The organism is Kribbella sp. NPDC051137, assembly GCF_040682535.1.
GTDB classification, from domain to species: Bacteria; Actinomycetota; Actinomycetes; order Propionibacteriales; family Kribbellaceae; genus Kribbella; species Kribbella karoonensis.
Window position 1 is genome coordinate 229805 of the sequence record NZ_JBFBBI010000002.1, and the last position, 26326, is coordinate 256130.

The 26326-nt window shown below is 70.0% G+C and carries 28 protein-coding genes; 11 read left to right on the plus strand and 17 right to left on the minus strand.

Features of this window, described 5'->3' with window-relative positions; genetic code table 11:
• Nucleotides 1–12: 12 nt before the first annotated feature.
• Genes AB0M51_RS08460 through AB0M51_RS08470 form a run of 3 tightly spaced genes read right to left on the minus strand, consistent with a single transcriptional unit; the run spans nucleotide 13 to nucleotide 2318 of the window.
• The gene (locus AB0M51_RS08460; RefSeq protein ID WP_344188417.1) at nucleotides 13–648 is read right to left on the minus strand and encodes a GntR family transcriptional regulator; all 636 of its coding nucleotides are present in this window, start codon (nucleotides 646–648) and stop codon (nucleotides 13–15) included.
• A gap of 57 nt (nucleotides 649–705) precedes the next feature.
• A complete protein-coding gene (locus tag AB0M51_RS08465) occupies nucleotides 706–1353 on the minus strand; it encodes a response regulator transcription factor (protein ID WP_344188416.1) in 648 nt (215 codons plus the stop codon).
• Complete coding sequence (locus AB0M51_RS08470; RefSeq protein ID WP_344188415.1) at nucleotides 1350–2318, minus strand: HAMP domain-containing sensor histidine kinase; 969 nt, start codon at nucleotides 2316–2318, stop codon at nucleotides 1350–1352. The genes AB0M51_RS08465 and AB0M51_RS08470 overlap by 4 nt, the downstream gene beginning before the upstream one ends.
• A gap of 123 nt (nucleotides 2319–2441) precedes the next feature.
• Here AB0M51_RS08470 and AB0M51_RS08475 point away from each other — a divergent pair, with 123 nt between their 5' ends.
• Both AB0M51_RS08475 and AB0M51_RS08480 read left to right on the plus strand, forming a co-directional pair.
• The gene (locus AB0M51_RS08475; RefSeq protein ID WP_344188414.1) at nucleotides 2442–2753 is read left to right on the plus strand and encodes a TraR/DksA family transcriptional regulator; all 312 of its coding nucleotides are present in this window, start codon (nucleotides 2442–2444) and stop codon (nucleotides 2751–2753) included.
• 179 nt (nucleotides 2754–2932) lie between these two features.
• A complete protein-coding gene (locus AB0M51_RS08480; RefSeq protein WP_344188413.1) occupies nucleotides 2933–3487 on the plus strand; it encodes a rod shape-determining protein in 555 nt (184 codons plus the stop codon).
• On the opposite strand, the gene AB0M51_RS08485 is transcribed toward AB0M51_RS08480, so the two are convergent.
• Nucleotides 3484–3972, minus strand: a complete 489-nt coding sequence (locus AB0M51_RS08485; RefSeq protein WP_344188412.1) for a pyridoxamine 5'-phosphate oxidase family protein — start codon at nucleotides 3970–3972, stop codon at nucleotides 3484–3486. The two genes, AB0M51_RS08480 and AB0M51_RS08485, sit on opposite strands and share 4 nt — an antisense overlap.
• 83 nt (nucleotides 3973–4055) lie before the next feature.
• Here AB0M51_RS08485 and AB0M51_RS08490 point away from each other — a divergent pair, with 83 nt between their 5' ends.
• The gene (locus tag AB0M51_RS08490) at nucleotides 4056–5921 is read left to right on the plus strand and encodes a hypothetical protein (protein WP_344188411.1); all 1866 of its coding nucleotides are present in this window, start codon (nucleotides 4056–4058) and stop codon (nucleotides 5919–5921) included.
• Here the strand turns inward: AB0M51_RS08490 and AB0M51_RS08495 are convergent.
• Nucleotides 5894–6592, minus strand: a complete 699-nt coding sequence (locus AB0M51_RS08495) for an SDR family NAD(P)-dependent oxidoreductase (protein ID WP_344188410.1) — start codon at nucleotides 6590–6592, stop codon at nucleotides 5894–5896. The two genes, AB0M51_RS08490 and AB0M51_RS08495, sit on opposite strands and share 28 nt — an antisense overlap.
• 145 nt (nucleotides 6593–6737) lie before the next feature.
• Between AB0M51_RS08495 and AB0M51_RS08500 the strand changes: the two genes are divergently transcribed.
• The gene (locus AB0M51_RS08500; protein WP_344188409.1) at nucleotides 6738–7733 is read left to right on the plus strand and encodes a sigma-70 family RNA polymerase sigma factor; all 996 of its coding nucleotides are present in this window, start codon (nucleotides 6738–6740) and stop codon (nucleotides 7731–7733) included.
• Here AB0M51_RS08500 and AB0M51_RS08505 read toward each other — a convergent pair.
• Genes AB0M51_RS08505 through AB0M51_RS08515 form a run of 3 tightly spaced genes read right to left on the minus strand, consistent with a single transcriptional unit; the run spans nucleotide 7716 to nucleotide 9362 of the window.
• Nucleotides 7716–8420 carry an isocitrate lyase/phosphoenolpyruvate mutase family protein gene (locus tag AB0M51_RS08505; protein WP_344188408.1) on the minus strand — a complete coding sequence of 235 codons (705 nt, stop codon included), beginning with the start codon at nucleotides 8418–8420 and terminating at the stop codon, nucleotides 7716–7718. The genes AB0M51_RS08500 and AB0M51_RS08505 overlap by 18 nt on opposite strands.
• Nucleotides 8417–8881 (minus strand): carboxymuconolactone decarboxylase family protein, encoded by a 465-nt coding sequence (locus AB0M51_RS08510; protein ID WP_344188407.1) that lies wholly within the window; start codon nucleotides 8879–8881, stop codon nucleotides 8417–8419. Before AB0M51_RS08510 ends, AB0M51_RS08505 begins: the two co-directional genes overlap by 4 nt.
• A 43-nt stretch (nucleotides 8882–8924) precedes the next feature.
• Complete coding sequence (locus AB0M51_RS08515) at nucleotides 8925–9362, minus strand: MarR family transcriptional regulator (RefSeq protein WP_344188406.1); 438 nt, start codon at nucleotides 9360–9362, stop codon at nucleotides 8925–8927.
• A 113-nt stretch (nucleotides 9363–9475) separates the two neighbouring features.
• On the opposite strand from AB0M51_RS08515, the gene AB0M51_RS08520 reads away from it, so the two are divergent.
• From AB0M51_RS08520 to AB0M51_RS08530, 3 genes are read left to right on the plus strand one after another with little or no spacing between them, the layout of a single operon-like run.
• Nucleotides 9476–10543: an alkene reductase gene (locus AB0M51_RS08520; RefSeq protein WP_344188405.1), complete on the plus strand. Its 1068-nt coding sequence runs from the start codon at nucleotides 9476–9478 to the stop codon at nucleotides 10541–10543.
• Between the two features lie 2 nt (nucleotides 10544–10545).
• Nucleotides 10546–11862: an MFS transporter gene (locus AB0M51_RS08525; protein ID WP_344188403.1), complete on the plus strand. Its 1317-nt coding sequence runs from the start codon at nucleotides 10546–10548 to the stop codon at nucleotides 11860–11862.
• A gap of 20 nt (nucleotides 11863–11882) precedes the next feature.
• Nucleotides 11883–13250 (plus strand): PLP-dependent aminotransferase family protein, encoded by a 1368-nt coding sequence (locus AB0M51_RS08530; protein ID WP_344188402.1) that lies wholly within the window; start codon nucleotides 11883–11885, stop codon nucleotides 13248–13250.
• A 12-nt stretch (nucleotides 13251–13262) separates the two neighbouring features.
• Here AB0M51_RS08530 and mmuM read toward each other — a convergent pair whose 3' ends face one another.
• From mmuM to AB0M51_RS08565, 7 genes are read right to left on the minus strand one after another with little or no spacing between them, the layout of a single operon-like run.
• Complete coding sequence (mmuM, locus tag AB0M51_RS08535; RefSeq protein ID WP_344188401.1) at nucleotides 13263–14165, minus strand: homocysteine S-methyltransferase; 903 nt, start codon at nucleotides 14163–14165, stop codon at nucleotides 13263–13265.
• The gene (locus AB0M51_RS08540) at nucleotides 14149–15075 is read right to left on the minus strand and encodes an FAD-dependent oxidoreductase (RefSeq protein WP_344188400.1); all 927 of its coding nucleotides are present in this window, start codon (nucleotides 15073–15075) and stop codon (nucleotides 14149–14151) included. Before AB0M51_RS08540 ends, mmuM begins: the two co-directional genes overlap by 17 nt.
• 42 nt (nucleotides 15076–15117) lie before the next feature.
• Nucleotides 15118–16200, minus strand: a complete 1083-nt coding sequence (locus AB0M51_RS08545) for an esterase-like activity of phytase family protein (RefSeq protein WP_344188399.1) — start codon at nucleotides 16198–16200, stop codon at nucleotides 15118–15120.
• A 34-nt stretch (nucleotides 16201–16234) separates the two neighbouring features.
• A complete protein-coding gene (locus AB0M51_RS08550; protein WP_344188398.1) occupies nucleotides 16235–17059 on the minus strand; it encodes a M55 family metallopeptidase in 825 nt (274 codons plus the stop codon).
• Nucleotides 17059–18372: an enolase C-terminal domain-like protein gene (locus tag AB0M51_RS08555; RefSeq protein WP_344188397.1), complete on the minus strand. Its 1314-nt coding sequence runs from the start codon at nucleotides 18370–18372 to the stop codon at nucleotides 17059–17061. The genes AB0M51_RS08550 and AB0M51_RS08555 overlap by 1 nt, the downstream gene beginning before the upstream one ends.
• Entirely contained in the window at nucleotides 18369–19283 is a 915-nt protein-coding gene (gene kdgD / locus AB0M51_RS08560; protein ID WP_344188396.1) for a 5-dehydro-4-deoxyglucarate dehydratase, read from the minus strand. The genes AB0M51_RS08555 and kdgD overlap by 4 nt, the downstream gene beginning before the upstream one ends.
• A 52-nt stretch (nucleotides 19284–19335) precedes the next feature.
• Complete coding sequence (locus AB0M51_RS08565; RefSeq protein WP_344188395.1) at nucleotides 19336–20214, minus strand: LysR substrate-binding domain-containing protein; 879 nt, start codon at nucleotides 20212–20214, stop codon at nucleotides 19336–19338.
• Between the two features lie 114 nt (nucleotides 20215–20328).
• Between AB0M51_RS08565 and AB0M51_RS08570 the strand changes: the two genes are divergently transcribed.
• Genes AB0M51_RS08570 through AB0M51_RS08585 form a run of 4 tightly spaced genes read left to right on the plus strand, consistent with a single transcriptional unit; the run spans nucleotide 20329 to nucleotide 24546 of the window.
• Complete coding sequence (locus AB0M51_RS08570; protein ID WP_344188394.1) at nucleotides 20329–21342, plus strand: tripartite tricarboxylate transporter substrate binding protein; 1014 nt, start codon at nucleotides 20329–20331, stop codon at nucleotides 21340–21342.
• Nucleotides 21339–21821 (plus strand): tripartite tricarboxylate transporter TctB family protein, encoded by a 483-nt coding sequence (locus AB0M51_RS08575; RefSeq protein ID WP_344188393.1) that lies wholly within the window; start codon nucleotides 21339–21341, stop codon nucleotides 21819–21821. Before AB0M51_RS08570 ends, AB0M51_RS08575 begins: the two co-directional genes overlap by 4 nt.
• The gene (locus AB0M51_RS08580; protein ID WP_344188392.1) at nucleotides 21821–23302 is read left to right on the plus strand and encodes a tripartite tricarboxylate transporter permease; all 1482 of its coding nucleotides are present in this window, start codon (nucleotides 21821–21823) and stop codon (nucleotides 23300–23302) included. Before AB0M51_RS08575 ends, AB0M51_RS08580 begins: the two co-directional genes overlap by 1 nt.
• Nucleotides 23299–24546 carry a glucarate dehydratase family protein gene (locus AB0M51_RS08585; protein WP_344188391.1) on the plus strand — a complete coding sequence of 416 codons (1248 nt, stop codon included), beginning with the start codon at nucleotides 23299–23301 and terminating at the stop codon, nucleotides 24544–24546. The genes AB0M51_RS08580 and AB0M51_RS08585 overlap by 4 nt, the downstream gene beginning before the upstream one ends.
• On the opposite strand, the gene AB0M51_RS08590 is transcribed toward AB0M51_RS08585, so the two are convergent.
• Both AB0M51_RS08590 and AB0M51_RS08595 read right to left on the minus strand, forming a co-directional pair.
• Nucleotides 24521–25207, minus strand: coding sequence for a FadR/GntR family transcriptional regulator (locus tag AB0M51_RS08590; RefSeq protein WP_344188390.1), 687 nt, complete (start codon nucleotides 25205–25207; stop codon nucleotides 24521–24523). The genes AB0M51_RS08585 and AB0M51_RS08590 overlap by 26 nt on opposite strands.
• Complete coding sequence (locus AB0M51_RS08595; RefSeq protein WP_344188389.1) at nucleotides 25204–26319, minus strand: mandelate racemase/muconate lactonizing enzyme family protein; 1116 nt, start codon at nucleotides 26317–26319, stop codon at nucleotides 25204–25206. The genes AB0M51_RS08590 and AB0M51_RS08595 overlap by 4 nt, the downstream gene beginning before the upstream one ends.
• Nucleotides 26320–26326 lie beyond the last annotated feature (7 nt).

Consider the following 26326-nt stretch of genomic DNA (forward strand, 5'->3'; position numbering starts at 1 on the left):
CGGAGAGTTCGGTCAGTGGGGACTGCGGAGGCTGCGCAGGAGCTGGTGGGACCGGGCCAGGTGTTCGCCGGCGAGTTGTTCGGCGAGGGCCGCGTCCCGGTTGGTGATCGCGGTGCACAGTTCGCGGTGTTGCTGGGCGACGCCCAGCAGGTCGTCGTGCTGCGCGAGCAGCCAGCGCATCCGGCTGCGGAGTGGTCGTTCGATCTCGATGAGCAGTTCGTTCGAGGCCAGCTCGGTGACCTGTTCGTGGAAGTCCGCCGCCTTCCGCCGGGCGAGGACGGCATTCCCGGCCTTCGCGGCCTCCAGATGCTCGTCGAGCGTTGCCTGCAAGCGATCCAGCCCCTCGCGGGTGCGCCGTTCCGCTGCCAGCCGGAACGTCAGCGGCTCGAACGCCGTCCGGACCTCGAGCAGGTCCGCGATGTCGGAGTCGGTGAACGTCCGCACCACCGCCCACGACCGCGGTCGCAGCGTCACCAGCCCCTCGCCGACCAGCGCCTTCAGTGCCTCCCGCACCGGCACCCGGCTGACCTCCAGGGCGGTCGCCAGTTCACGCTCGACCAGCCGTTCACCGGGCGCGCGGACGCCGTCGAGGATCTCCTCGCGCAACCGCCGCGTCACCCGCTCGGTCTCGGACTCCCGACCCTGCATCCTCGCCACCCTCGATCCGTCCGCCGGATTTGGCATACCATTATCCCTTCTCGGCCGTCAGGGTTCGAGCAGCCCGGCACGGATCGCGTAGCGGGTCAGGTCCAGCCGGTCCCGGAGCCCCAGCTTCTGCAGGATGTTCGACCGGTGCCGCTCGACCGTCTTCACGCTGATCGTGAGCAGTGCGGCGATCTCCTTCGACGAGTTGCCCTCCGCAACCAGTTTGAGGATCTCCTCCTCGCGCGCGGTGAGGATCTGCCGCGGCAGGTCGGCGCCCTGCCGGACCCGGTCCAGGTAGCTGCGCACCAGCCGCGTCATCGCGCCCGGGTACAGGAACGGCTCGCCGCGCATCGTCGCCCGGCACGCCTCGACCAGGTCGCGGTCGAGCACCGACTTCAGCACGTACCCGGACGCGCCGGCCTTCAGCGCCTGGAAGAAGTACTGCTCGTTGTCGTACATGGTGAGCATCAGAACCCGCACGTCCGGCGCGACCGCGGACAGCTCGCGGGCCGCCTGCAGTCCGGTCATCCGCGGCATCGCGATGTCGAGGATCGCCAGGTCCACCGGCTGCCGGCGGCAGACCGCGACCGCCTCGCTCCCGTCGGACGCCTCCGCGACCACCTGGAGATCCGGTTCGCCGTCGAGGATCAGCCGTACGCCGCGCCGTACCAGCGCGTGGTCGTCGGCCAGCAGGATCTTCGTCGTCACGAGGTCTTCCCAGCGGTCGGGGGCCCGGCGAGGGGCGCTGTCAGGCTGACCCGCGTGCCTCCGCGCGGTCCGTCGCCGACCTCCAGCGTCGCACCGATCAGCAGCGCGCGCTCGCGCATCCCGCGGATCCCGGCGCCCTCGTGCGCCAGGCCGGTACCGCGTCCGTCGTCCTCGATCCGCAGCACGACGGCCGAGTCCGCCCGCACCAGCGACAGTTCGATCCGCGACGCGCCCGCGTGCCGCGCCACGTTCGTCAGGCTCTCCTGTGCCACCCGGTACAGCACGAGCTCCGTCTGCTCGTCCAGCTCCGGCCCGCTCTCGAACCGCCGGTGGATCTCCAGCCCGGTGTGGTCCGACACCTCGGTGGCGAGCGCGGTCAGTGCGCTGGTCAGCCCGAGATCCTCCAGTACGCCGGGCCGCAGCCGGTGCGCGAGCCGCCGTACCTCGTCCAGACTCGCGCGGGTCGTCTCCTGCGCCTGCGCCAACTCGTTCCGCAGCCCGGGATCCGGCGAGCGATCGGCCGCGCGCTTCAGATCCATCAGTACGGCGGTCAGCGTCTGCCCGACCTCGTCGTGCAGCTCGCGCGCGATTCGCCGGCGCTCCGACTCCTGCGCGGACAGCGCCCGCGCCGCACTGGTCGCCCGCTCCCGCTCCAGCCGGTCGAGCATCGCGTTGAACGCCCGCAGTACGTCCGGTACGCCGCCGTGGCCCTGCACGGGCAGCCGCTGCCCGGGCCGCAGTACGTCGACCGTGGACATCCGCCGGTTCAGGCGAGCCAGCGGGGCGAGGCCGACCCGGAGCAGGATGGCGTTCGCGACCAGCATCACGGCGAGGCCGCCGATCAGTACGGCCGCCTCGGTGAACAACACCGGTACCGAGACCGTCACCGGTGCCCACAGCAGCAGAGCGGTCGCAGCGCCGAGCACTACCGCGTTGAGACCGAAGATCCGCCAGAACAGCGCCACCGGGACACGCTCCTTCCGTGAACGAGATTGCCGCCACTATGGCAGCCCGGCTCGGTTCGCACCGGCGCAAGATGGGTGTTGGTCCCGATAGGCAACCCGCGCGGCAGCGGCCATGGTGTGGGCATGAACACGCCGAAGACCGCACCTGATCACAGGGTGCACGAGACCCTGCAGCGGCTGCAGCACGAGCGGAACACCCGGCTCGCGCAACTGAACGCGATGGAGGCCGACAAGCCGAACTCCAACGAGGACCTGGTGACCGCCCAGACCACCGCGATCCGGGTGGTCCTCAAGGAGATCGACGCCGCGGTGGAGCGCGTGTCGGACGGCACGTACGGCGTGTGCGGCGGCTGTGACGCCCGGATCCCGGTTGGCCGGCTGGAGATCCTGCCGTATGTCCGGTACTGCGTCCGCTGTCAGCAACAGGCGCTCTGAGGAGACATGTGAACCGCACTCGCGGGGTGGCTTTGGATGTTGGGAGTGCTCGGGCTCGGGTCTGGAGTTCTGGGCACGGACTGGTTCTGGATGCGCCGACGGTCCGGCGAGGGCGGCGGATGGTGGCCCGGGGATGTTTCGAGGATCTTGCGGGGGTGGCTGCGCTGGTAGGTGCTGTGGTGACGGATGGGCGGCGGGAGCGGCCGACTGCGGTGGTGACCACACCTGTGCTGTGCGACGACGCGCATCGGGAGAACGTTCGTGCCGTGCTGGCTGAGCTGGGCGTCGCGTCCGTCGTGTTGATCGACAGTGTGAAGGCGGCGGCTTTCGGGGCCGGGGTGGATCTGACGCAGCCGCTTCTTGTCGTCGACCTCGGTGCCCAGCTGACCGAGGTCGCGCTGGTCGTGGGCGGGATGGTCGTCGAGGCACGGCGTACGGCGCTGGGGCTGGACGACGTACGGACGGTGTTCCCGATCGTCGAGGTGGCGGGCGAGGCGCTGCTCGAACTGCTGCGCGGTGACCGCGGTGCTCAGGTGGTGGACGCGCTCGACCGGGGCGTGCTGCTGACCGGCGGCGGTGCGCTCCGGCCGGAGATCACGTACAAGCTCGGCCGGCGCCTCGGCGCCCGGGTCTGCCCGGCCCCGGCGCCGCACACGGTCGCCGTGCGCGGCGCGGCCGCCGCCCTCCAGGCCACCAACCGCCATCCGACCGCCTGCCGGATCCGGCCCACCTAGCCGGCGGCCTTCTCCTGGATCAGGTCCTCGACGGCCTTCGGGATCGTGGTCTCGAAGTCGAGCAGTTTCGCCCAGGTCAGCGTGACCCGGATGACCATCATCTCGTCGTACAGCCCCTTCACGCCCTCGACCCAGCCGGGGTACTGCTCGTCGGTCATCACCTTGTGCCCCGCGATCAGGTATCCCTCGGGTACGCCGGGCACCAGCTCCAGCTCGGCGGTGCCGCGGAGCAGCAGCACCTTGGGCGGGAACGCGCCGGTGTCGATGGTGAGCGCGACCTTCGGGTTCTTCCGCAGCGCGGCGACCTTGGCGGACTTCGGCACGGTCGCGATCACGATCTGGTCGTCCTCGACCCAGAACCCGATCGGGATCACCCGCGGGTCCCCGTCCAGGCCGTCGTACGCGAACCGGGCAGGCTCGGGGCCGTTCAGGAGCTGCTGGGCGTACGGCTTGGCGAGGATCTCGGCGATCTGCTGCTTGTCCATGGCTCTTCCTGTCTCTCGGAGTGGCTTCTCATCAGGGGGACGGAGCCGCCGACGGGTTCTCGACATCGATAGGTTGGCGAATCGTGGAAAGTTTTGACTTCGGTCGCGGGACTGTCCAGGTCGCCGACGACGGAGCGGTCGCACAGGTCCTGCACCCCGGCGGCCGCCGCCTTCTCCTCGACGAGGGAGCGGTGCACGACAGCCTGCACGCGTGGGGCAAGGGCTTCGTGATCACCGACCGTGGTTCGTACCGGTTCGACAACCCGGCGCACACTCGCTGGCGGAGCAGCGGGATCGACCTGCTGTACCAGTTCGGCGACCTCGAACTGCGGGTCGGCCGGCGCTTCGGCGACCGCTGGACCGAGACGTACGAACTGCGCAACACCGGCACCGGCCCGATCGAGCTGGGCTCGGTGGCGATCAGTACGCCGTACCGCGACGTCTACGCCTCCAGCCGGGAGAGTCTGACCGGCTCGGTGCACGCGCATGTGTGGACGGGCGGCGCGGACGCGTGGGTCTGGGCGGCGCCGATGGACGGCAGCGGTCCGGGCCTCGGGCTGCAGCTGACCGAGGGCGAGCTCTGGGCGTACTCCATGGAGTCCCGCGAGCCCGGCACCAGCAGCAACATCCGCGGGCACATCTACCTGCACGTCACCGACCAGGCCCGTGCGCCGCACGCGATGGGCGGACAGCCGGCGATCACGCTCGCGCCGGGCGCGACGTACCGCTGGACGTGGCAGCTGGGCTGGTACGACGACCTGCCGGCCTTCCACGCGGATCGTTCACCGCTGATCGCGGCCGACCGTCTCGTGGCCGAGGTGGGGGAGACCCTCGAGTTCACCGGGGCCGACCCGCTGACCAGCGACGTCCCGGGCGTCCATCACGTCTCGTCGGCCGACGGCCGATCCCGTGTCGCGGTGCTCTTCCACGAGCCGCTGCAGGTGATCGCCGAGCGTCGTGTGCGGTTCATCCTCGACCACCAGCGGCGGCCCGAGCTGGCCGGGAACCGCCGATACGCGTTCGTGCCGTACGACAACGACAGCGGCCTGACCGTGCCGGCGAGCGCGTGGCGCGACTGGTCCGACGCCCGCGAGCGTGTCGGCATGGCCCTCCTGCTGCAGGAGGTCCGCGACCGCGGCTGGGGCGATCGCGCCGAGCTGGACGAGGCGCTGAACGGGTACGAGGAGTTCGTCCGCGAGTATCTGCTGGACGCCGAGGGCACGATCCAGGACGACAGCATCCACCAGAACGCCGTACGCCTCTACAACTTCCCGTGGTTCGCGCGCTTCCTGCTCGGGCAGGGCGACCGCGACGGCGCGACCCGGATCCTCCACCGGTACTACGAGCTCGGCGGCGACCACTTCCTCGCCTTCGACCTCGGCCCGCTGCTGACCGAGCTCGGCCTGGAGGAACATCTCGTCCGGCACGCGCAGACCTTCATCGGGTACGGCGACGAGCTGCCGCCGCACGAGGTCAACTACGAGCAGTCGATGGTCGCGCCACTTCTCGAACTCCTGGCGGCTGCCTACACGACAGGCAAGATCGACGGTGCCGAGCTGACCCGGCGTCTGCCGTGGCTGACCGCGTTCGCTGCCGACCAGCCCGACGTACGTCTGCGGCACATCCCGATCCGGCACTGGGACGGGTACTGGTTCGGCCGCCTGCGGCTGTGGGGCGACGTCTTCCCGCACTACTGGTCCGCGCTGAGTGCCGTCGTGTACGCCGCCTGGCCGCGAGACCTGGTGACGCCCGAACAGGCCGCCTGGCTCGACCGTGCCGAGGAGGCGATCCTGCGGGCGAACCTGGTCAGCTTCGCGCCGGACGGGTCGGCGACGTGTGCGTTCGTGTATCCGAGCTGCGTGAACGGCCAGCCCGCCCACGTCGCCGACCCACTCGCGAACGACCAGGACTGGGCGCTGGTCTACGCACTCAGAAGCGCGGCGTTCTGACGCTCGAGCTGCTTGACGGCGCCGGTCGCCCAACCAGGAGCCAGCTGCGCCGACAACGGGTCCGGGAAGATCTCCTCGTCCCCGGCCGACACACCGTCGAAGATCGCCCGCGCCACCGACTCCGGCGACGCCTTCGGTACGTCGAGATCGCGCGACATCTCGGTGTCCGTCGGACCCGTCAGTACGGCGTGGACGCGGACGCCCTGCGGTGCGAGCAGCGCCCGCTGCGCCTGGGTGAGCGAGAATGCGGCCGCCTTCGAGATCGAGTACGCCGGGATCATCGGCAGTGACGCCAGCGCCGCCACGGACAGGACGTTGACGATCGCCCCGCGTGCCTCGACGAGCTGCGGCAGGAATGCCGTCGTGAGAGCGTGCGGCCCGAACAGGTTCACGGCCAGGTGCCGTTCGAGCAGTGCCCGGTCGCCGAGGTCGTCGTACGCCGCGAAGCCCGCGTTGTTGACCAGGACGTCCAACGACTCGATGGTCTTCGCGGCCGCCTCGATCTGCGTCTGGTCGGTCACGTCCAGCTCGAGGTACGTCACCCGCCGGTCTTTGTGCGTGAGCGGGACCCGCGTCCCGGCGTACACGTGCTCGGCGCCCTGACGCAGGGCTTCCTCGACTAATGCATGCCCGATGCCGCGGTTGGTCCCGGTGATCAGGACTGTGTGCATGGTTGGTTCTCCGTTCGGCTGTCACAGTGCTTGTACAGAGGACAGACCGCGGGTCCGGCGGGAACTGGTCGCGCCGGGACCGATCAGTTCGGGCGGGTGCCGGTGTCAGCAACGGTGTGAGAAGAATGGGGACGGAGGTTGTCTGATGCCGGACGAACTGCTGCAGCGGGCGCGTGAAGGCGACCGGGACGCGTTCGCGGCGCTGGTCGAGCCGTATCGTGCGGAGCTGCAACTGCACTGCTACCGGATGCTCGGGTCGTTGCAGGACGCGGAGGACGCGCTGCAGGAGACGTTGCTCTCGGCATGGATCGGGCTGAGCGGGTTCGAGGGCCGGTCGTCGGTGCGGACCTGGCTGTACCGGATCACCACCAACCGGTGCCTGAACATGCTGCGGTCGACGTCCCGCCGGCCGCTTCCCGCCGTACCACTGCCCGTGCCGGCACCCAAGCCGTCCCGGTCGGGGGAGGTGCTGTGGCTGCAGCCGTACCCGGACGACCTGCTCGAAGGGCTGCCGGACCGGCTGCCGGGGCCGGAAGCGCGGTACGAGTCGCGCGAGGCGATCTCGCTGGCGTTCGTGACCGCGGTGCAACTACTGCCGCCGAAGCAGCGCGCGGTGCTGTTGCTGCGCGACGTACTCGGCTATCGGGCCAGCGAGACGGCTGAGTTACTCGGGCTGACCGAGGCCGCGGTCAACAGTGCGCTTGCTCGGGCTCGGGCGACTGTGGACGAGAAAGCCGTTGCCAGTCCGGTGCCGACGGAGGACGAACAGGCGTTGACCGAGCGGTTCGTGGCGGCGTTCACCGCGCAGGACGTCGACGCGCTGATCGCGTTGATGACCAGTGACGCGTGGGTGCGGATGCCGCCGTTGCCCTTCGAGTACCAGGGCACCGAGGCGGCGCGGCGATTCTTCACCGCGCTGGGCTCGCACCGCCGGGAGATCGCGGCGATGGTGCCGGTGCGCGCGAACGGGCAGCCGGCCTGGGGCGAGTACATCCGGGACCCGGTCACCGGCGGCCTGCACCTGATCGGGGTGCTGGTGATCGGCCTCACCGGTGACCGGGTCCACGAGATCGTGCACTTCGAGACCACGGTCGCGCCGTACTTCGGGCTCCCGCGGACGCTCTCACAAGCGGGGAAGTAGCTCCCGCAAGGAGTCCATCGCGTAGTTGTGCAGGCTCGTCCCGTACGAGATCCGGGTGGCGCCCGCCGCGGCCAGTTCGGCCTGGGTGGGTCCGCTCGGGGCCGCGTGTCCGTTGATCGGACCACCGACACCTTCGGCCACCTGCTTCAGCTGCTCGAGCGGCGCGAGGATCGGGTACACGCAGTCGGCCCCCGCGCGGCGGTACTCGCGTCCCCGCCGTACCGCCTCGGTGACCGCGTCGTCGAGCCGCAGTACGAACGTGTCGACGCGGGCGTTGATCACCAGCTCGGCACCTGCGGCCGCGCGTACTTCGGCCAGGTAATCGGCCTGCCGCGCGACGTCGACCAGCGCACCGCCCGCCGAGTCCTCGAGGTTGCAGCCGACCGCCCCGGTCTCCAGCAGCCGCTCCGCGAACTCCTTCGGCGGCAGCCCGTACCCGGCCTCCATGTCGGCCGTCACGGGTACGTCGACCGCGCGGGCGATCTGCGCCACCGCGGCGAACATCGCCTCCGGCGGCGTCAGCTGCCCGTCGTCGTACCCGAGCACCCGGGCGACCGCCCCGCTGCTGGTGGCAACAGCGGGGAAGCCGGCGTCGGCGACGATCCGGGCACTCACCGGGTCCCAGGCGTTCGGGAGTACGAGCGGCGTACCGCCGTGGTGCAGGGCGCGGAAGAGCTCGGCACTCATGGCTTGTAGTGGCCGGGCTCCATGCGCCCGGTGACGCCGACGCGGGTCCACATGTTGATCGTGATGATCAGCGCGATCAACTGGGCCAGGTCCTGCTCGTCGAACGCCTGCGCCGCGACCTCGTACACGTCGTCCGGGACGTGGTCGACGCTGATCAGCGTGATCGCCTCGGTCAGCTGCAGCGCAGCCTTCTCCTGCTCGGTGTAGAACTTCTGCGACTCCCGCCACACCGGCAGCAGGATGATCCGCTGCCGCTGCTCCTCGCCGAACTCCAGGAGGTCGAGGGAGTGCATGTCGGTGCAGTACGCGCACCCGTTGATCTGCGAGGCCCGGATCCGCACCAGGTGTGCCAGCTTCGGGTCGAGTCCGGTGTCGGACACCTTGTCGACCTCGATCAGCGCCTTGTAGAAGTCCGGTACCAGGTTGGCGAGCTTGACCCGCCGCGTTGTCGTTGTGCTCATGCCTTCAATCTAGGCGCGCACCGGCCCGGACACCCGGTCCACTTCAGGTGTTAGTCGATGGGCCACTTTCCCGCAGATTGGCCTCCAGGAGACGCAGTACCTCGATCGCCTCGGACTGCTGCGCCGGGGTCAGGTCGCCGACCGCGCTCGACTCCAGCCGAGCCCAGATCCGCTCGACCTCGCGCCGTACGCCGTGGCCGGCCGGCGTCGCCTCGATGATCGTGGCGCGCTTGTCGCTCGGGCTCGGCCGACGGCGGACGAAGCCGGCGTCCTCGAGGCGGCGCACCGTCCGGGTCATCGTCGCCGAGTCGGAGTCGAGCGCGCGGACCAGCTCGGTCTGGGTCCTTGGGCCATGCTCCCAGAGCTGCATCATCACCAGTTCCTGGCCCAGATGCAGGCCGACGCCGCGCAGCAGCTGCAGCGCGAGCATCCGCTGCAACCTCGCCACCCGGACGATCGCATCGGTCAACGGCTCGGCCATCTCCACCTCTTTCGCTGCTCGAACAGTTAAAGGCTATCAAACGGCACTGGGAATGATCTAGCGTATTTACCTGTTCGAACAGGTAATGCTGATCCGACAGAACAGGACCCCCCATGCCTACGGCGTTCGACCCTTATCAGCTCGGCCGGGCACGGCTGACCAACCGCATCGTGATGTCCCCGATGACCCGCAGTCGCGCCCGCGACACGGTTCCGTCGCCGCTCGCCGCCGAGTACTACGCGCAACGCGCGACGGCCGGCCTGATCGTCACCGAAGGGACCCAGCCATCGCCGGTCGGCCAGGGCTACCCGGACACGCCCGGCCTGCACTCGGCCGAACAGGTTGCCGCCTGGCGTCAGGTGACCGACGCCGTACACAAGGCCGGTGGCGTGATCTACGCGCAGCTCCTGCACACCGGGCGGATCGGGCACCCGAGCCTGTTGCCCGCCGGCCTGCACCCGGTCGCCCCGTCGGCGACGCGCGCCGCCGGACAGGTCTTCACCCACGACGGCCCGAAGGACTTCGTCACGCCTCGCGCCCTGAGCGACGACGGCGTCCGGCAGACCGTCGGCGACTTCGCCGACGCCGCCCGGAACGCGCTGACGGCCGGTTTCGACGGCGTCGAACTGCACGGCGCGAACGGGTATCTCATCCACCAGTTCCTCGCCCCGAACACGAACCGCCGTACGGACGCCTGGGGCGGATCGCCCGAGGCCCGGGCCCGCTTCGGCGTCGAGGTGGCGACCGCGGTGGCGGACGTCGTCGGGCCCGGGAAGCTCGGGTTCCGGATCTCGCCGGGCAGCCCGGTCAACGACATGGCCGAGGACGACCCGGAGGACACGTACGTCGCCCTGCTGGCGGGGCTCGCACCGCTCGGGATGAGCTACGTGCACGTGATGGAGGCCGCGGGCGGCCGCGACCTCACGCACCGGCTCCGCAAGGAGTGGGACGGCACGCTGATCCTCAACCCGCACACGTCTCCGGAGCCGACCGGTCCGGCAGCGCTCGGCCTGATCGAGGACGGTACGGCGGACTTGATCGCCTTCGGCGCGCTGTTCCTGGCCAATCCGGACCTCCCGGCGCGCCTCGCCGCCGGCGGCCCGTACAACGCTCCGGATCGCGCCACCTTCTTCGGCGGCGACCACCGCGGCTACATCGACTACCCGGCCCTGGGGGCCTGACCATGGCGCGTCGCCTGGTGCTGGCGCTGATCTGCGTCAGCCAGTTCATGGTGATCCTGGACGCCTCGATCGTGAACGTCGCGCTGCCGTCGATCCGGCGCGACCTCGGGTTCACCGGCACCGGCCCGGCCTGGGTCGTGAACGGATATCTGCTGACGTTCGCCGGGTTCCTGCTCCTCGGCGGCCGCGCCGCCGACCTCCTCGGCCGTCGCCCGATGCTGGTAGCGGGGCTCGTCCTGTTCTCCGCGGCGAGCCTCGCGGCCGGGCTCGCCGGTACGCCGACGGTGCTGGTCACGGCGCGGATCGTGCAGGGCGTCGGAGCGTCGCTGCTCGCCCCCGCGACCCTCGCCGTACTCAACACGACCTTCACCGAACCGCACGAACGGGCCCGTGCTTTCGGTGCCTGGTCCGCTGCAGGCGGTGTCGGAGGGATGGCAGGTGCGTTGGCGGGCGGGGCGATCACGACCGGGTTGTCCTGGCGCTGGGTCTTCCTGATCAACGTGCCGATCGGCCTCGCACTGATCACCGCCGCTCTGGTGTCGTTGCCCGTCGTCCGGCTGGTACGGCGTGAGTCGCTGGACCTTGCCGGTGCTCTGGCAGCGACCGGCGGGTTGGCGGCGGCGATCTACGGTGTCATGCAGAGCGGGGGCCACGCCTGGACCTCGGCGCGGGTGGCCCTGCCGGTGACCGCGGGCGTCGTGGTGCTGGTCCTCTTCGTCGTGGTCGAGGCGCGGGTCGCCGTACAGCCGATGCTGCCGTTGCGGTTGTTCCGCAGCCGGCGGGTGGCGGTCGGTACGGCGATGTTGCTGCTCTTCGGCGGGATCGCGATCGCGATGTGGTACTTCACGTCCCTGTATCTGCAGAACGTGCTCGGGTACAGCGCGCTCCGCGCGGGGCTCGGGCAGACGCCGGCAGCGGTCGCGTTCGTGCTGGTCGCTCGGGTGGCATCGGCGCTGTTGCCGCGGGTCGGCGTACGGGCGTTGATCGGCGGCGGCGCCGTACTCTTCCTGGCCGGGTTCGGGTGGTTGTCGCAGGCCGGCGGGTACCTCGGCGGCGTACTGCCGCCGATGCTGCTGGTCGCGGCCGGGATCGGGCTGATGTTCCCGACACTGATGGCGACCGTGACGACCGGCGTGGACCCGGCCGACGCGGGCATCGTCGGTGGACTGGCCAACACCGCGAGTCAGGTCGGCAGCTCGGTCGGGCTGGCGGTCCTGACCACGGTCGGGGCCGGCGGGTACGACCGGGTGTTCCTGGTCGCGGCCGCGCTGGGACCGGGGATTGCGCTGGTCAGTGCGCTGCTGCCGCGCCGCGACTGACCGTTGTAGGGTCCCGTGCCATGGAGGATTCGGGGGCCGACCTGCATCTGGAGCTGACCGCCGCACGCGGGCGCGGAGACCTGGTACGGGCGTTGCACGACTCGATCCGGAGCGGGCGGCTGGCGGCCGGGACGCGGTTGCCGTCGTCGCGGTCGCTCGCGAAGGACCTCGGGATCGCCCGGAACACGGTCGCGGACGCCTACGGGCAGCTGGTCGCGGAGGGCTGGCTGACCGCACGGCAGGGGTCCGGGACGGTCGTCGCGAACCGGGCCGCGGTACCGCCGGCGCCGTCGGTGTCGTTGCCGGAGGCCCGTATCTTCCGGTACGACCTGACACCCGGCGCTCCGGACGTGGCGACGTTCCCGCGAGCCGAATGGCTGACCGCGGCCCGGAAGGCGCTGACCGCGGCGCCGAACGAGGCGTTCGGGCTGGGCGACCCGCGCGGCCGGATCGAGCTGCGGCGGGTACTCGCCGACTACCTCGCCAGGGCACGCGGCGTCCGGGCCGACCCCGAGCGGATCCTGATCTGCTCCGGGTACGTGCAGGCGCTGAGCCTGCTGAGCGAGGCGATCAAGAACCTCGGCGGGAGCACGATCGCGGTCGAGGAGTTCGGGTACGGGCTGCACCGGGACGTGATCCGGGCGCGCGGGCTGTCGGTGGCCGGCGTACCGGTGGATGCGCTGGGGGCGCAGACGTCCGCGTTGACCGGGCAGGGGGTGCTGTTGACGCCGGCGCACCAGATGCCGACCGGCGTGCCGCTCGCGCCGGAACGCCGTACGGCGGCGGTCGAATGGGCGCGGGAGTCCGGGGCGGTGCTGCTCGAGGACGACTACGACGGCGAGTTCCGGTACGACCGGCAGTCGGTCGGCGCGTTGCAGGCGCTGGATCCGGAGCGGGTCGTCTACACGGGTACGGCCAGTAAGAGCCTCGCGCCCGGGCTGCGGCTCGCGTGGATGGTGTTGCCGCAGCGGCTGATCGAGCCGGTGGTCGCCGTTAAACGGACCGCCGACTACCAGACCGCGACCCTCGATCAACTGGTCCTGGCCGAATTCATTGCCTCCGGCCACTACGACCGCCACGTCCGCCGGTCCCGCCTGCACTACCGCCGCCGCCGCGACCGCCTCGTCGAACTACTCGCCGTCCGCGCCCCCGGCGTCGAGGTCGCCGGCATCTCCGCCGGCCTGCACGTACTGCTCGACGTGCCGGGCGACGCCGAGGACATCGTCACCCGAGCCGCCCGCCAGGGCCTCGGCCTCGCCAGCCTCGCGACGTACCACGTCAACCCCACCCCCACCACCCGCCAAGCAGTGATCGTCGGCTACGGCACCCCGCCCGACCACGCCTACCCCGGCGCCCTGGACCTCCTCTGCCAAGTGATCGGCATTTGACACATGAGGCAATTATGTTCCGCAAAGATGTGACAGCTGCCGGATGTCGTCAGGGCCGACGCGGCAGCAGCCGCCCACGTACGACGCGCCCGCCTCGATCCAGCCGGGCGCGAAGGCCGCGGGGGCGGCGCCGGTTCCGGCCCAGCGCCGTGCGACCGCATCCCAGGTTTCGCCGTGGTTGGGGTATGCGACGGCCGGTTTGCCGGTGATCGCCACGGCGGTCTCGACGGCGGCTTGAACGTCGGCAGGCTTGCAGCAGTTGATGCCGACAGCAATCACCTGGTCGATGGTGGGGATGGCGAAGGCGTCGGTGAGTGGTTGGCCGGCTCGGGTGCGCAGGCCGTCGATCGAGTAGCAGAACCACGCGGGGAAGTCGATCTCGGCGAGCAGCTCGACCAGGACCTCGGCTTCCTGGGTGTCGGGGATGGTTTCGATCGCGAGCAGATCGGGCTGGGCGCTGACCAGCAGGTCGAGACGTGGGCCGTGGAAGTTGCGGAGCACCTGTCTGCTCACGCCGTACCTCCCGCGATACTCGGATCCGTCCGCGAGCATCGCGCCGTACGGGCCGACGGACGCGGCCACCAGCCGCCGCGTGCCGGGTGCGGCGGCGGGCCGGTCGTCGAACTCGTCGCGGACGTCCCGTGCGATTCGGACGCTGCTCGTGATCAGCCGTTCGGCCTCGGCGCGTGGGACGCCCGCGCGTTCGAAGCCCGTGACGCTGGCCTGGTAGCTGGCCGTGGTGGCGACCGTCGCACCGGCCTCGTAGTACGCGCGATGGACCGCGGCGATCTCCGCGGGGGCGTCGCGCAGCAACCGGGCGGACCACAGCGCGTCGGACAGGTCGTGGCCGCGGTCCTCCAGGGCGTTCGACAGGCCGCCGTCGAGGATGACCAGGTGGTCAGATGCTGCGGACAAGTTCCAGGACCTCGTCGGCGCAGCCCCACGAGAGCGTCACCCCGGAGCCGCCGTGTCCGTAGCAGTGCACGACCGGCTCGCCCGCGCGGGTGCGAACGAGCTCGCAACGGATCGCGGGCCGAGCAGGGCGGAGGCCGACGCGTTGCCGGATGATCTTCGCGTTCCGGAGCTGGGGGACCAGTTCAGCGGCCCGGTCGAGGATGTCCTTGGTGGTTTGCGGGTCGACGGCGAGGTTCCAGTCGCCGGGCTGACTGGTGCCGCCGACAACGACGTCGTTCCGGCGCGGGACGACGTACGTCAGCTCGTCCTGGGACCGGTCCGCGAGCAGCCATTCGGTCAGGCCGCACGGCTCGACGGTCAGGACCTGGCCGCGGACCGGTGTCACGGTCGGGTCGCTCGCGGTCAGCCGGCCGCCGAGGCCGGTGCAGTTCACCACCAGGTCGGCGCCGGTCGGCAACGCGGACAGGGCCGCGCGGGTGAGCGTCCCACCCGCGGCCTCGAGCCGTTTCACCAGCGAGGGCAGGTACGCCGGCATGTCGATCACCGGCACCGTGAACGCCCAGCCGTCCACGAACCCGGCCGGCGGCGACGCGACCCGGGTGACATCCGGCAGTACGTCGGCCCACGGCGGATCCGGCATCGGCCGCACCAGGAACTCCCGCCCGTGCCTCAGCTCCACGGACGGCTCGCTCTCCGCGAGCTTGGCGAACTCCTCGTACGTCGCCCGCGACCAGCCGGCCACCCGGTCGGCCGGCGCCGACAGGTACGGGTACCAGATCGCGGCCGCCACCGACGAGGTCGTCTCCAGGGGCAGATCCCGGGCGAACACGGCCACGTCGTACCCGCCCTCGGCGAGCCGGATGGCACAGCTCAACCCGATCACGCCCGCACCCACCACGATCACGCGCATTCACACAGTGTTACGCGTCTGCGGCCATCACGCCACCGCGCCTCAGCCGAGGTTCACGGCCAGCGAGTAGAAGCGGGTGATCTGGGTGGCGCCGTTGTTGTCGTCCGAGAGCAGGTACAGCTGGCGGCGGCCGCCGGGCAGGTAGCCACCGAGGGCGAGGGCCTCGACGTTGTCGAGCAGCGGGTTCGGCTGCGGCTGCTTGGCGACGGCGCCGGACGGCGGGCACTTGCCCAGGTCGAACAGCAGCTTCTTCTGCAGGAAGACCGACGAGGGTGCATCGGCCAACGAAGCCTGCGCGGTCACGTCGGTCGCCCGCCGCAGCGACACCGTGAAGACCCGGATCGTGTTTCCGACCCCAGGCGTGTACGTGCGCTCCATCGTGATCAGCTCGGTCGGGCCGACCCAGCCCATGTCGTCGAGCGCGAGCCCCGGATCCGGCTTGTACGCGTACTGCGCGACCGGCCGGTACGCGTGCCCCGGCAGGCCGGCGTACCGGATGATCCGGTTCCGCGTGCTGCCGTCGGCGTCGGTCCCGTCGGAGGCGAGCGGTCCTTCCATCCCGGCGTACAGCGAGAGGCCGTCGCGGCTGACCGCGAGCGACTCGAACGTCGCGTTGTTCGGCGCCTCGCCGGCCGGTGCGACCTGGAACCTGGCCGGCACCGGCAACGAAGCGAGCTGCTTGCCGTCCGACAGCCGGAACCGCCGGATCGACGGCTCCCGCTCCGACGTCGCGAGGATCGTCCGGTCGCCCCGCTCGACGACCAGGCCTTCACCGTCGAAGTCGCCGCCGTTGTACGGCGTGCCGTCGGGGCGCCGTAGGATCGTCATCCCGTCGACGCTCACCGATGTCGGCCTGCTGTTCACGCGCAGGTCGAACACCCGGGCCGGCGTGGTCCCGACGTTGTCGACCAGCGCGACGGCGCGGTGCGGCGAGGTCAGGTTCAGGGCCGACAGCCCCGCGACCGGCTGCCCGTCGTACGTCGTCTTGTCGAGCGCGTCGCTGAACCCGAGGAACGTCGCGTCCGGCGAACACGCTCCACCATCCGCGGAGGTAGCCGAGGCGGTCAGGCTCGTGGTGAGGGCGGTCAGGACGACTACTGCGGCCAGCGGCTTCTGCCAACGCATTCCGGCTCCTAGCTTTCAGGTGGAGACCATGAACCTACTCGCTCACCCCGCGGCTCAGGAAGACCGTTGCGATGAACGTCCGGTAGAGCTCCAGCGGATCATCGTTGCGCAGGGCAACCACCTTGTCTTCGCGGCGCTCCACGCCGCGCAACGCGCAGGCCAGCTCGGCGAACGCGCGGCTGTGGAACCGGACGGTCAGCTCGGCCGGCAGCGTGATGCTCGGCGGCCGGATGTCGCTCAGCCGGGCGAGCGCGCGCCGCGCCCCGTCGTGGATCAGCTCCCGCGCCCGCTCCGGATGCACGGACAGCGCGGCGTTGTGCGAGATCGAGTCCTTCACCACCACCGACTCGATGTCCGGGCAGAACGGCTGCGCCTCGTCGATCGTGGTCCGGTCGCCGGAGATCAGCACCACGGGCACCTGATGGGCGAGCGCGACCAGCGCGTTGATCCCGGCCTCACCGGTGATAGCGCCGTTCAGCCGGACCTCGGCGATCGCGCGCGGGTTGTACGTGTGGTGCAGGACCGAGCCGGTCGACCCGGCCGAACCGTGGTACGACACGAAGAAGATCGCGTCGAACGAGTCGTCCAGGCCCTGCATCATGTACAGCGGCTTGTGCTTGCCGGACAGGTAGCTCGCGCGGCCGTGCAGCTCGTCCGGGCGGAGGTTCTGCATGGTCGAGTGCGAGTCGTTGACCAGGAACTCGGTCCCGCCCGCCGCCCGCGCGCCGTCGATCGCGGCGTTCACCTCGGCCTGCAGTTGGCCGCGGTAGTACTCGTACTCGGTGGCCGGCCCGCGCGCCTGACTCCAGTCGACGACGCCCGCCGTACCTTCCATGTCGGTGGACAAGTAGACCTTCATCACCGCACCATACAAGGCCGCTTCGGGTCGAACTCCCAGTCCTCGATCAGGTACTGCATCGCGATCGCGTCGTTCCGCGCGCCGAGGCCGTGCTCCAGGTACAGCTCGTGCGCCGCGGCGAGGGCGTCCCGGTCGAGCTCGACGCCGAGGCCGGGAGCCGTCGGTACGGCGATCTCGCCGCCGGCGATCCGCAACGGCTGCTTGGTCAGCGCCTGGCCGTCCTGCCAGATCCAGTGCGTGTCCAGCGCGGTGATCTCACCCGGCGCCGCCGCGCCGACGTGCGTGAACATGGCCAGTGAGATGTCGAAGTGGTTGTTGGAGTGCGAGCCCCAGGTCAGCCCGAAGTCGTTGCACAGCTGGGCGACGCGCACCGATCCGGCCATCGTCCAGAAGTGCGGGTCGGCCAGCGGGATGTCGACGGCGTCGGTGCGGATCGCGTGCGCGAGCTCCCGCCAGTCGGTGGCGATCATGTTGGTCGCTGTCCGGAGGCCGGTCCGTCGTCTGAACTCGGCCATCGTCTCGCGGCCGGAGAACCTGTCCTCGGCGCCGCACGGATCCTCGACGTACGCGAGCACGTCGCCGAGCCCCGAACACACCGCGACTGCCTCCCGCAACAGCCACGCCCCGTTCGGGTCCACGGTGATCCGGGCGTCCGGGAACCGCTCGTGCAACGCCCGTACGGCGTCGATCTCCACGTGCGGGTCGAACACGCCGCCCTTCAACTTGAAGTCGGCGAATCCGTACCGCTCCTGCGCCGCCACCGCCAGCTCCACCACCGCGTCGGCCGTCAGCACCGGCCGCCGCCGCACGCCGTCCCAACCGTCCCCGCCGGCCTGGTAGGGCAGATCCGTCCGCGCAGCATCCCCCACGTAGAACAAGTAACCGAGTACTGGGACCGCGGTGCGTTGCTGTCCTTCACCGAGCAATTCGGCAACTGGTACGTCGAGGTGCTGCCCCAGGAGATCGAGCAGCGCCGACTCCAACCCGGTCACCGCATGAACTGTCGTGCGGAGGTCGAAGGTCTGTACTCCGCGCCCACCGCTGTCGAGGCCTTCGAACGTCTTGGAAATGGTGTGGAGCAAGCCGCGGTACCCAGCCAGGGAGCGGCCGATCAGCTGGTCTGCGGCGGCGCGGATCGTGCCCGCGATCTTCTCGCCGCCCGGGACCTCGCCGAGGCCGGTGTTGCCCGAGCTGTCCGTCACGATCACGACATTGCGGGTGAAGAACGGGCCGTGCGCGCCACTCAGATTCAGCAGCATGCTGTCGTGCCCGGCCACCGGCACGACCTCGACGGACACCACGGTCGGCGTCATTTCACCTTCTCGATCAGCGCGGTCAGCGACGCGACCTCGTCCGCGGTGAGGTCCTGCAGCGGCGGCCGGACCGGTCCCGCGTTCCGCCCGATCGCGTTCACCCCGGCCTTCACGATCGACACGGCGTACCCCTTGGTCCGATCGCGGATGTCGAGGTACGGCAGCACGAACTCCCGCAGCTTCCGGTACACCGCGTCGCGGTCCTGTGCCAGCACGTCCGCGTAGAACCCGAGCGCGAACTCCGGCACGAAGTTGAAGATCGCCGACGAGTACGTGCTGTACCCGAGTTGCAGCAGCGGCAGCGCGAACGTCTCCGCGGTCGGCAGCCCGCCGACGTACGTGAGCCGCTCGCCCACCAGCGCGTAGGTGCGGGTCATCTGCTCGACGTTCCCGACACCGTCCTTGAGACAGACCAGGTTCGGGTTCCGGTCCGCGAGCTCGGCGACCGTCACGTCGGTGAGGATCGCGTTCGCCCGGCTGTAGACCGTGACCCCGAGTCCGGTACTGCGACACACCGCCGACACGTGCTCGATCAAACCACGCTGCCCGGCCTCCGTCAGGTACGGCGGGAACAACAGGATCCCGTCCGCGCCCGCCGCCTCCGCCGCCCGCGCGCCCTCGATCGCCGCCGCGGTCCCGCCGGTCGCGGGCGCGATCACCGGCACCCGTCCGCCGATCTCCGAGACGGCCGTCCGTACGACGGTGTCGATCTCGCCCGGTGTCAGCGAGAACCCCTCGCCGGTACCGCCGGCCGCGAACAGTCCCGCGACGTCGTACTGGCTCAACCAGGCCAGATGTTCGCGGTACGCCGCCTCGTGGAAGCTGAGGTCGTCCTGGAAGGCGGTGACGGGGAACGAGAGCAGCCCGGTCTTCAGCTGGGTCGCCAGCTCGGCGGGGGAGTAGTGGGTCACGCAGGTCAGCGTAGGAACGCCGGTGGATACCTGTCCAAGATCGTTTTTGGATCTAGTGATGCTCTGAGAGCATCGAGAGGACGCGCTGCAGTACCGGGCTGGTCGCGTCCCGCCGCCAGATCGCGTGCAGTTCGACGAGGTCGCCGGGGCCGTCCAGGTCGCAGTACGTGACACCCTCGACGCCGAGGTGCCGCGCCGACGCCGGGACCAGCGCGACGCCTCGCCCGGCCGCGACCAGCAGGATCACGGTGAGGATCTGCTGCACCCGCTGCTCGATCCGCGGATGCGAGTCGGCGAGGAACCGGACGGTCAGCTCGTGGAAGTACCGGGCCTGGGTCGGCGAGTAGCTGATCACCTGTTCGCCGGCGAAATCCGCGGCGGTCAGCGGCCGGCCGAGCGACCCGAGCCGATGGTTGCCGGGGACAACGGCACACAGCGGCTCCCGGAACACGATCCGGGTGTCCAGTACGTCGAGGTCGAACGGCGGCCGCCCGAGTCCGAGATCCAGCTCGCCGCGCAGCAGCCCGGCGACCTGGGCCGGGGTGACCCGCTCATGCAGGATCACGTCCACGTCCGGCAACTCCTCGGACAACCGGCGCAGCAACGGCCCGAGCGTACGGATCGCGGACGTCGCGGTGAACCCGAGCCGCAGTGTCCCGGCCGCGCCCTGGTCGACCCGGCGGGCCAGGTCGCCCGCCGTCTCCACCAGCGCCAGCAGCCGGCGCGCCTCGACCAGGAAGGCCTGTCCGGCCTCGGTCAGCTCGACCTTCCGGTTGTCGCGTTCGAGTAGCCGGGCGCCGACCGCTCGCTCGAGTTTCTGCACCTGCCGGCTCAACGGCGGCTGCGTCATGCTGAGCCGCTCGGCGGCCCGGCCGAAGTGCAACTCCTCGGCGACCGCGACGAACGCACTCAACTGGTCGAGCGAAAACATGATGCCGGAAAGGTATCACTCGATGCCACATCGGGCTTGGACACGCATGAACAGCCCTCCCTACGCTCACGCAAATCCGCGCCCTGTCGCAGCGCAGAAGAGGAGGACGAACCGATGGTGTCCAACAAGTTCAACCGCCGCATCCTGGTGACGGCGGTCAGTGCTTCCGTGTTGCTGGCAGGGTTGCTGGCAGGCTGCGGTGGGGTCAAGACGACCTCCACCGGCGGCAAAGGTGACTTCCCGACCGGCAACATCCAGATGAGCGTCGGCGCGTCCCCCGGCGGGAGCACCGACCTGATCACCCGGGCGCTGGCCGAGGGCATCGGCAAGGACCTCGGCGTCTCGGTGCCGGTGATCAACAAACCCGGTGCGAACGGCGCGCTGAACGCGAAGGAGCTGCAGGCAGCCAAGCCCGACGGCTACAAGATCGCCGTCCAGAACGCGTCGCTGTTCACGATCACGCCGCTGGCCGTGTCCCCGAACGAGGTCGTGAAGCTCGACGACTTCGACCTGCTCGGCGGGATCTCGCAGGACGACTACGTGCTGATCGCGCCGGTCGGCTCCGGCTACAAGTCGATCGCGGACCTGAAGGAGGCCGGCAAGAACATCAAGTACGGCACGACCGGTGTCGGGACCGGCGCGCAGCTCGCGTCCGCGCTGACGTTCAAGCAGGCCGCCATCCCGGCGACCGACGTACCGTTCGACGGCGGTGCGCCCGCGCTGACGGCGCTGCTCGGCAGTCAGGTCGACGTGGCAACGATCCAGGTCGGCGACGGGATCGAGCAGATCAAGGCGCACAAGGTGGTGCCGCTCGCGGTGTTCTCCGCCGAGCGGATCAAGTTCCTGCCCGACGTTCCGACGGCCAAGGAGCAGGGGTACGACGTCGTGGTCTCGCAGTACCGGTTCCTGACCGCGCCGAAGGGTACGCCGGACGACGTCAAGGCGAAGATCCTCGACGCGGCGAAGAAGACGTACGCGACCGACGCCTACAAGAAGTTCAACGACGCGCACTGCCTGACGCCGATCGAGGTGTCGCCGGACGAGGTGCGGAAGATCCTCGACCAGTACACGACGAAGTACAAGGCGCAGCTGGACCAGTACGGCATCTCGCTGGCGGCGAAGAAGTGAGCGACGCGCTGCTGGAGGAGCTGGCCGAGGATCGGCCGCCGCACGCCGGGCCGTGGTCCCAGCTGGGAGCGGCGATCGCGGCGGGTGTCGTCGGAGTAGGCGGGCTGATCGGATCGCTCGCCCTCGGCCTCGGCCGGCTGACCCACCCCGGGCCAGGGCTGTGGCCCTTCGTGATCAGTGTGGTGGTGACCGTGCTGGCAGTGGCGCTGGCGCTGGTAGGGCGGCACGGTACCGACACCGAGAAGTTCACGCGGGCGAGCGTGCTGACCGCGGTCGCCGTGCTGTCGCTGGTCGTCTTCGCGGCGTTGTTGCCGGTGATCGGCTTCGAGATCCCGTCGCTGTTGCTGACGTTCGTGTGGCTGCGCTTCCTCGGCAAGGAGTCGTGGGTGTCGTCGATCGCGATCACGGTCGGCACGGTCGCGGCGTTCTACGTCCTGTTCGTCCTGCTGCTGCAGATCCCGTTGCCCAGGTTGATCTGATGGGCGGCTTCATCCACGGTTTCGGCGTCGTACTGGAGCCGGCGAACCTGCTGTACTGCCTGATCGGTGTCGTCATCGGCATGCTGATCGGCGTCCTGCCCGGCCTCGGCCCGGCCGCGACGATCGCGATCCTGCTCCCGATCACGTACGGCGTCGAGCCGGTGTCCGCGATCATCATGCTGGCCGGCATCTTCTACGGCGCGCAGTACGGCGGCACGATCACGTCCGTCCTGCTCCGGCTGCCCGGCGAGGCGTCCTCGGTGGTGACGGTCTTCGACGGGTTCGCGCTGGCCAGACAAGGACGAGCCGGTACGGCGCTGGGCGTCGCGGCGATCGGCTCGTTCATCGGCGGCACGGTGTCGATCGTCGGGCTGACCCTGCTCGCGCCGGTGGTCGCCAAGGTCGCGCTGGACTTCGGTCCGCCGGAGTACGCCGCGTTGTCGCTGTTCGGTGTACTGCTGGTGGCGACGGTCGGGAACGGCGGCCGGCTGAAGGCGGTGATCGCGGCCGGGCTCGGGTTGCTGCTGGCAACGGTCGGGCGGGACACGTTCACCGGGGCGAGCCGGTTCACGTTCGACAGCCTGAACCTTGCCGACGGCATCGACTTCGTGCCGATCGCGATGGGGTTGTTCGGGCTCGGCGAGATCCTCTACAACCTGGAGGAGCGGCACCACAAGCAGCAGCAGCCGGTCGCGGTCGCGAACGCCTGGCCGTCGCGGTCCGACCTGCGGCAAGCCCGCGGTGCGATCGGGCGCGGCTCGGTGATCGGCTTCGTGCTCGGAGTGCTGCCCGGCGGCGGCGCGACGCTGTCGTCGCTGGTCGCGTACGCCGTCGAGAAGCGGCGGGCCAAGCATCCGGAGCGGTTCGGACGCGGCGCGGTCGAGGGTGTCGCGGCGCCCGAGACCGCGAACAACGCGGCCGCGACCTCGTCGTTCATCCCGCTGCTGACGCTCGGCATCCCGGCGAACGCGACGATGGCGCTGATGTTCGGCGCCCTGCTGATCCAGGGCATCCCGCCCGGGCCGCAGCTGGTGTCCGAGCACCCGGACCTGTTCTGGGGCGTGATCAACTCGATGTACATCGGCAACATCCTGCTGCTGATCATGAGCATCCCGCTGGTCGGGTTGTTCGTGAAGATCCTCAAGGTCCGGCCCGCCGTCCTGGCACCGATCACGGTGCTGATCACGCTGCTCGGCGTGTACACGGTGGCGAACCAGGTGTTCGACATCTTCCTCGTGATCGTCTTCGGCGTGCTCGGGTACCTGATGAAGAAGTTCGGGTTCGAGCCCGGGCCGCTGGTGCTGGCATTCGTGCTCGGCAGCGTGATGGAGACCGCCGTCCGGCAGTCCCTGCTGATCTTCGGCGGCAACCCGGCCGGCTTCTTCACCCGCCCGATCTCCGGCACCGTACTCGCGGTCCTCGTCGTCGTCCTCGCCCTTCCCGGCCTACGGCGGCTGACGAAGCGGAAGGAACTGGTATGACGCGTATCTCCCGGGTCGAGCTCACTCCGGTCGCGTTCGCGGACCCGCCATTGCTGAACGTCGTCGGCGTCCACGAGCCGTACGCCCTCCGCACGATCGTCCAGCTGCACACGGATGACGGCCTGGTCGGCCTGGGCGAGACGTATGCGGCGGACGATCATCTGGAGCGGTTGAAGGCGGTCGCCGACGTCCTGCCCGGGCTGGATGTGTTCGATCTCAACGGATTACGCCGACGTGTGCGCGACGTACTGACAGCTGGTGGTGCGCAGGTGGGCGGCATGCTCAATCTGCAGGATCCGGCCGACGTGGTGTTGTCGCCGTACGAGGTCGCGCTGCTCGACATCCAGGGCAAGGCTCTGGGTCGGCCGGTGGTGGATCTGCTCGGCGGTGCGGTCCGTGAGACGGTGCCGTTCAGCGCGTACTTGTTCTACAAGTGGGCTGCTCATCCGGGCGGTGATGCCGATGAGTGGGGCGAAGCTCTCGACCCGGACGGGATCGTGCGGCAGGCCCGGAAGATGATCGAGGAGTACGGGTTCTCGGCGATCAAGTTGAAGGGCGGTGTGTTCCCACCGGCCGATGAGGTGGAAGCCGTGCGTGCGTTGGCGGCCGCGTTCCCCGGGCACAAGCTGCGGATCGATCCGAACTGTGCGTGGACCGTCGACACGTCGGTCAAGGTCTCGCGTGAGCTGGAAGGTGTGATCGAGTACCTCGAGGATCCGACGCCGACGATCGAGGGGATGGCGGCAGTCGCGCGGCAGACGGACATCCCGCTGGCGACCAACATGTGCGTGATCGCCTTCGACCACCTCAAGCCCGCCGTCCTCACCGACGCCGTCCAGGTCGTCCTCTCGGACCACCACTACTGGGGCGGTCTGCGGCGTTCACAGCTGCTGGCCGGGATCTGCGACACGTTCGGCCTGGGCCTGTCGATGCACTCGAACTCACACCTCGGCATCAGCCTCGCCGCGATGACCCATCTGGCCGCCGCCACCCCGAACCTCACTTACGCGTGCGACACCCACTACCCGTGGAAGACGGAGGACGTGATCAAACCCGGCGTCCTCGCCTTCGAGGACGGCAGCGTCCAGGTCCCGCGCGGCCCGGGCCTCGGGGTCGAACTCGACGAGGACGCGCTCGGCACGTTGCACCAGCAGTACCTCGACTGCGGGATCCGCAAGCGCGACGACACGACGTACATGCGGACCGTCGTCCCGGGGTTCAGCCCGAATACCGCCCGCTGGTGAGGCGCTCGCGGGTGTTCGCCAGGTGCACCCGCGCCGCCGCCCGGGCCGCCTCGGGATCGGACCGGGCGATCGCGGCGTGGATGTTCTCGTGTTCGTGGACGACGCGGGTCAGGTGGTCCGGGTCGTCCATCTCGTACGCCGGGTCCAGCCGGGTCCTCGGCAGCATGATCATCATCGGGCCGAGCTCACCGATCAGGTCGCCGTAGAACCGGTTGCCGGAAGCAACGGCAACCTTCAGGTGGAACGCGAAGTCGGCCTGCACCGATCGGCCCGGGTCGTCGCCCACGCGCCGGAAGTCGTCCAGTGCGCGCTCGATCCCCTGCAACTGATGGGCGGTACGCCGGGCCGCGGCCAGCCCGGCCGCTTCGCTCTCGACGCCGATCCGGAAGTCCATCAGGTCCAGCACGTCGCGGTGCGAGCGGACCGCGCGCAGTCCCGGCGTACGGTCCGGAACCTCGAGGACGAACGAGCCGCGGCCCTGGAACGTCTCCACCAGCCCGGCCGCCTGCAGCCGCGACACCGCCTCCCGGACGACGGTCCGGCTGACCCCGAACTCCTCGACCAGGCTGTTCTCGCCGGGCAACTTCTCGCCGGGCGCGATCTCACCGTTGAGGATCCGCTGCTTCAGGTCCTCGACGAGCTGGTACGCGAGCCCCGTCACGTGAACTCGCAGCTGTCGACCGTCCAGCGCGCGTACTGCTCGCTGGTGGTGAAGCCGAGGCCGGGGCGGTCCGGGACAAGCATCCGGCCGTCGACCGTCTCCAGACGCTCGTTGAACAAGGGATTCAGCCACTCGAAGTGCTCCACCCAGGGCTCCCGCGGGTACGCCGCGGCCAGGTGCAGGTGGATCTCCATCGCGAAGTGCGGCGCGAGCTGCAGACCGTTGTGGTCGGCAAGCGTCGCCAGCTTCAGGAACGGCGTGATGCCACCGATCCGCGGCGCGTCCGGCTGGATGACGTCGGCCGCCCGGGCCTCGATCAGCCGGACGTGCTCGCCGACGCTCGACAGCATCTCGCCGGTCGCGATCGGCGTGTCCAGCCGGTCCGCCAGCTCCGCGTGGCCGACCGCGTCGTACGCGTCCAGCGGCTCCTCGATCCACACCAGCCCGAACTGCTCCAGGGTCCGGCCGACGCGCAGCGCCGTCGGCCGGTCCCACTGCTGGTTGGCGTCCACCATCAGCGGTACGTCGTCGCCGAGGTGCTCGCGGACCGCGCGGACGCGCTCGAGGTCGATCCGGGTGTCGGGCTGGCCGACCTTGATCTTGATGCCGCCGATGCCGTCGGCGAGCGACTTGGTGGCGTTCTCCAGTACCTCGTCGATCGGGGCGTGCAGGAACCCGCCGGAGGTGTTGTAGGCGCGCACCGAGTCCCGGTGCGCGCCGAGCAACTTGGCCAGTGGGAGACCGGCGCGCTTCGCCTTCAGGTCCCAGAGCGCGATGTCGATCGCCGCGATCGCCTGCGTCGCGACACCAGAGCGCCCGACGGACGCGCCGGCCCAGAGCAGCTTGTCGTACACCTTGCCGATGTCCGACGGGTCCTCGCCGATCAGGTTGCCCGCGATCTCCTTCGCGTGCGCGTACTGCGCCGGACCGCCGGCCCGTTTGGAGTAGCTGAAGCCGATCCCGTGCTGGTCCTGCTCGGTGGCGATCTCCGCGAACAGGAACACCACCTCGGTCATCGGCCGCTGCCGCCCGGTCAGCACCTTCGCGTCGCTGATCGCCTGCTCGAGCGGCAACACGACCGACGACAACCGCACCTGCCGAATCCGATCCATGACAGGT

Coding starts and splice junctions, on each gene's coding strand:
- AB0M51_RS08460 (WP_344188417.1), bottom strand. CDS start 648: ATGCAGGGTCGGGAGTCCGAGACCGAGCGGGTGACGCGGCGGTTGCGC.
- AB0M51_RS08475 (WP_344188414.1), top strand. CDS start 2,442: ATGAACACGCCGAAGACCGCACCTGATCACAGGGTGCACGAGACCCTG.
- AB0M51_RS08485 (WP_344188412.1), bottom strand. CDS start 3,972: ATGGACAAGCAGCAGATCGCCGAGATCCTCGCCAAGCCGTACGCCCAG.
- AB0M51_RS08495 (WP_344188410.1), bottom strand. CDS start 6,592: ATGCACACAGTCCTGATCACCGGGACCAACCGCGGCATCGGGCATGCA.
- AB0M51_RS08500 (WP_344188409.1), top strand. CDS start 6,738: ATGCCGGACGAACTGCTGCAGCGGGCGCGTGAAGGCGACCGGGACGCG.
- AB0M51_RS08505 (WP_344188408.1), bottom strand. CDS start 8,420: ATGAGTGCCGAGCTCTTCCGCGCCCTGCACCACGGCGGTACGCCGCTC.
- AB0M51_RS08510 (WP_344188407.1), bottom strand. CDS start 8,881: ATGAGCACAACGACAACGCGGCGGGTCAAGCTCGCCAACCTGGTACCG.
- AB0M51_RS08515 (WP_344188406.1), bottom strand. CDS start 9,362: ATGGCCGAGCCGTTGACCGATGCGATCGTCCGGGTGGCGAGGTTGCAG.
- AB0M51_RS08520 (WP_344188405.1), top strand. CDS start 9,476: ATGCCTACGGCGTTCGACCCTTATCAGCTCGGCCGGGCACGGCTGACC.
- AB0M51_RS08525 (WP_344188403.1), top strand. CDS start 10,546: ATGGCGCGTCGCCTGGTGCTGGCGCTGATCTGCGTCAGCCAGTTCATG.
- AB0M51_RS08530 (WP_344188402.1), top strand. CDS start 11,883: ATGGAGGATTCGGGGGCCGACCTGCATCTGGAGCTGACCGCCGCACGC.
- AB0M51_RS08540 (WP_344188400.1), bottom strand. CDS start 15,075: ATGCGCGTGATCGTGGTGGGTGCGGGCGTGATCGGGTTGAGCTGTGCC.
- AB0M51_RS08545 (WP_344188399.1), bottom strand. CDS start 16,200: ATGCGTTGGCAGAAGCCGCTGGCCGCAGTAGTCGTCCTGACCGCCCTC.
- AB0M51_RS08550 (WP_344188398.1), bottom strand. CDS start 17,059: ATGAAGGTCTACTTGTCCACCGACATGGAAGGTACGGCGGGCGTCGTC.
- AB0M51_RS08555 (WP_344188397.1), bottom strand. CDS start 18,372: ATGACGCCGACCGTGGTGTCCGTCGAGGTCGTGCCGGTGGCCGGGCAC.
- AB0M51_RS08565 (WP_344188395.1), bottom strand. CDS start 20,214: ATGTTTTCGCTCGACCAGTTGAGTGCGTTCGTCGCGGTCGCCGAGGAG.
- AB0M51_RS08570 (WP_344188394.1), top strand. CDS start 20,329: ATGGTGTCCAACAAGTTCAACCGCCGCATCCTGGTGACGGCGGTCAGT.
- AB0M51_RS08580 (WP_344188392.1), top strand. CDS start 21,821: ATGGGCGGCTTCATCCACGGTTTCGGCGTCGTACTGGAGCCGGCGAAC.
- AB0M51_RS08585 (WP_344188391.1), top strand. CDS start 23,299: ATGACGCGTATCTCCCGGGTCGAGCTCACTCCGGTCGCGTTCGCGGAC.
- AB0M51_RS08595 (WP_344188389.1), bottom strand. CDS start 26,319: ATGGATCGGATTCGGCAGGTGCGGTTGTCGTCGGTCGTGTTGCCGCTC.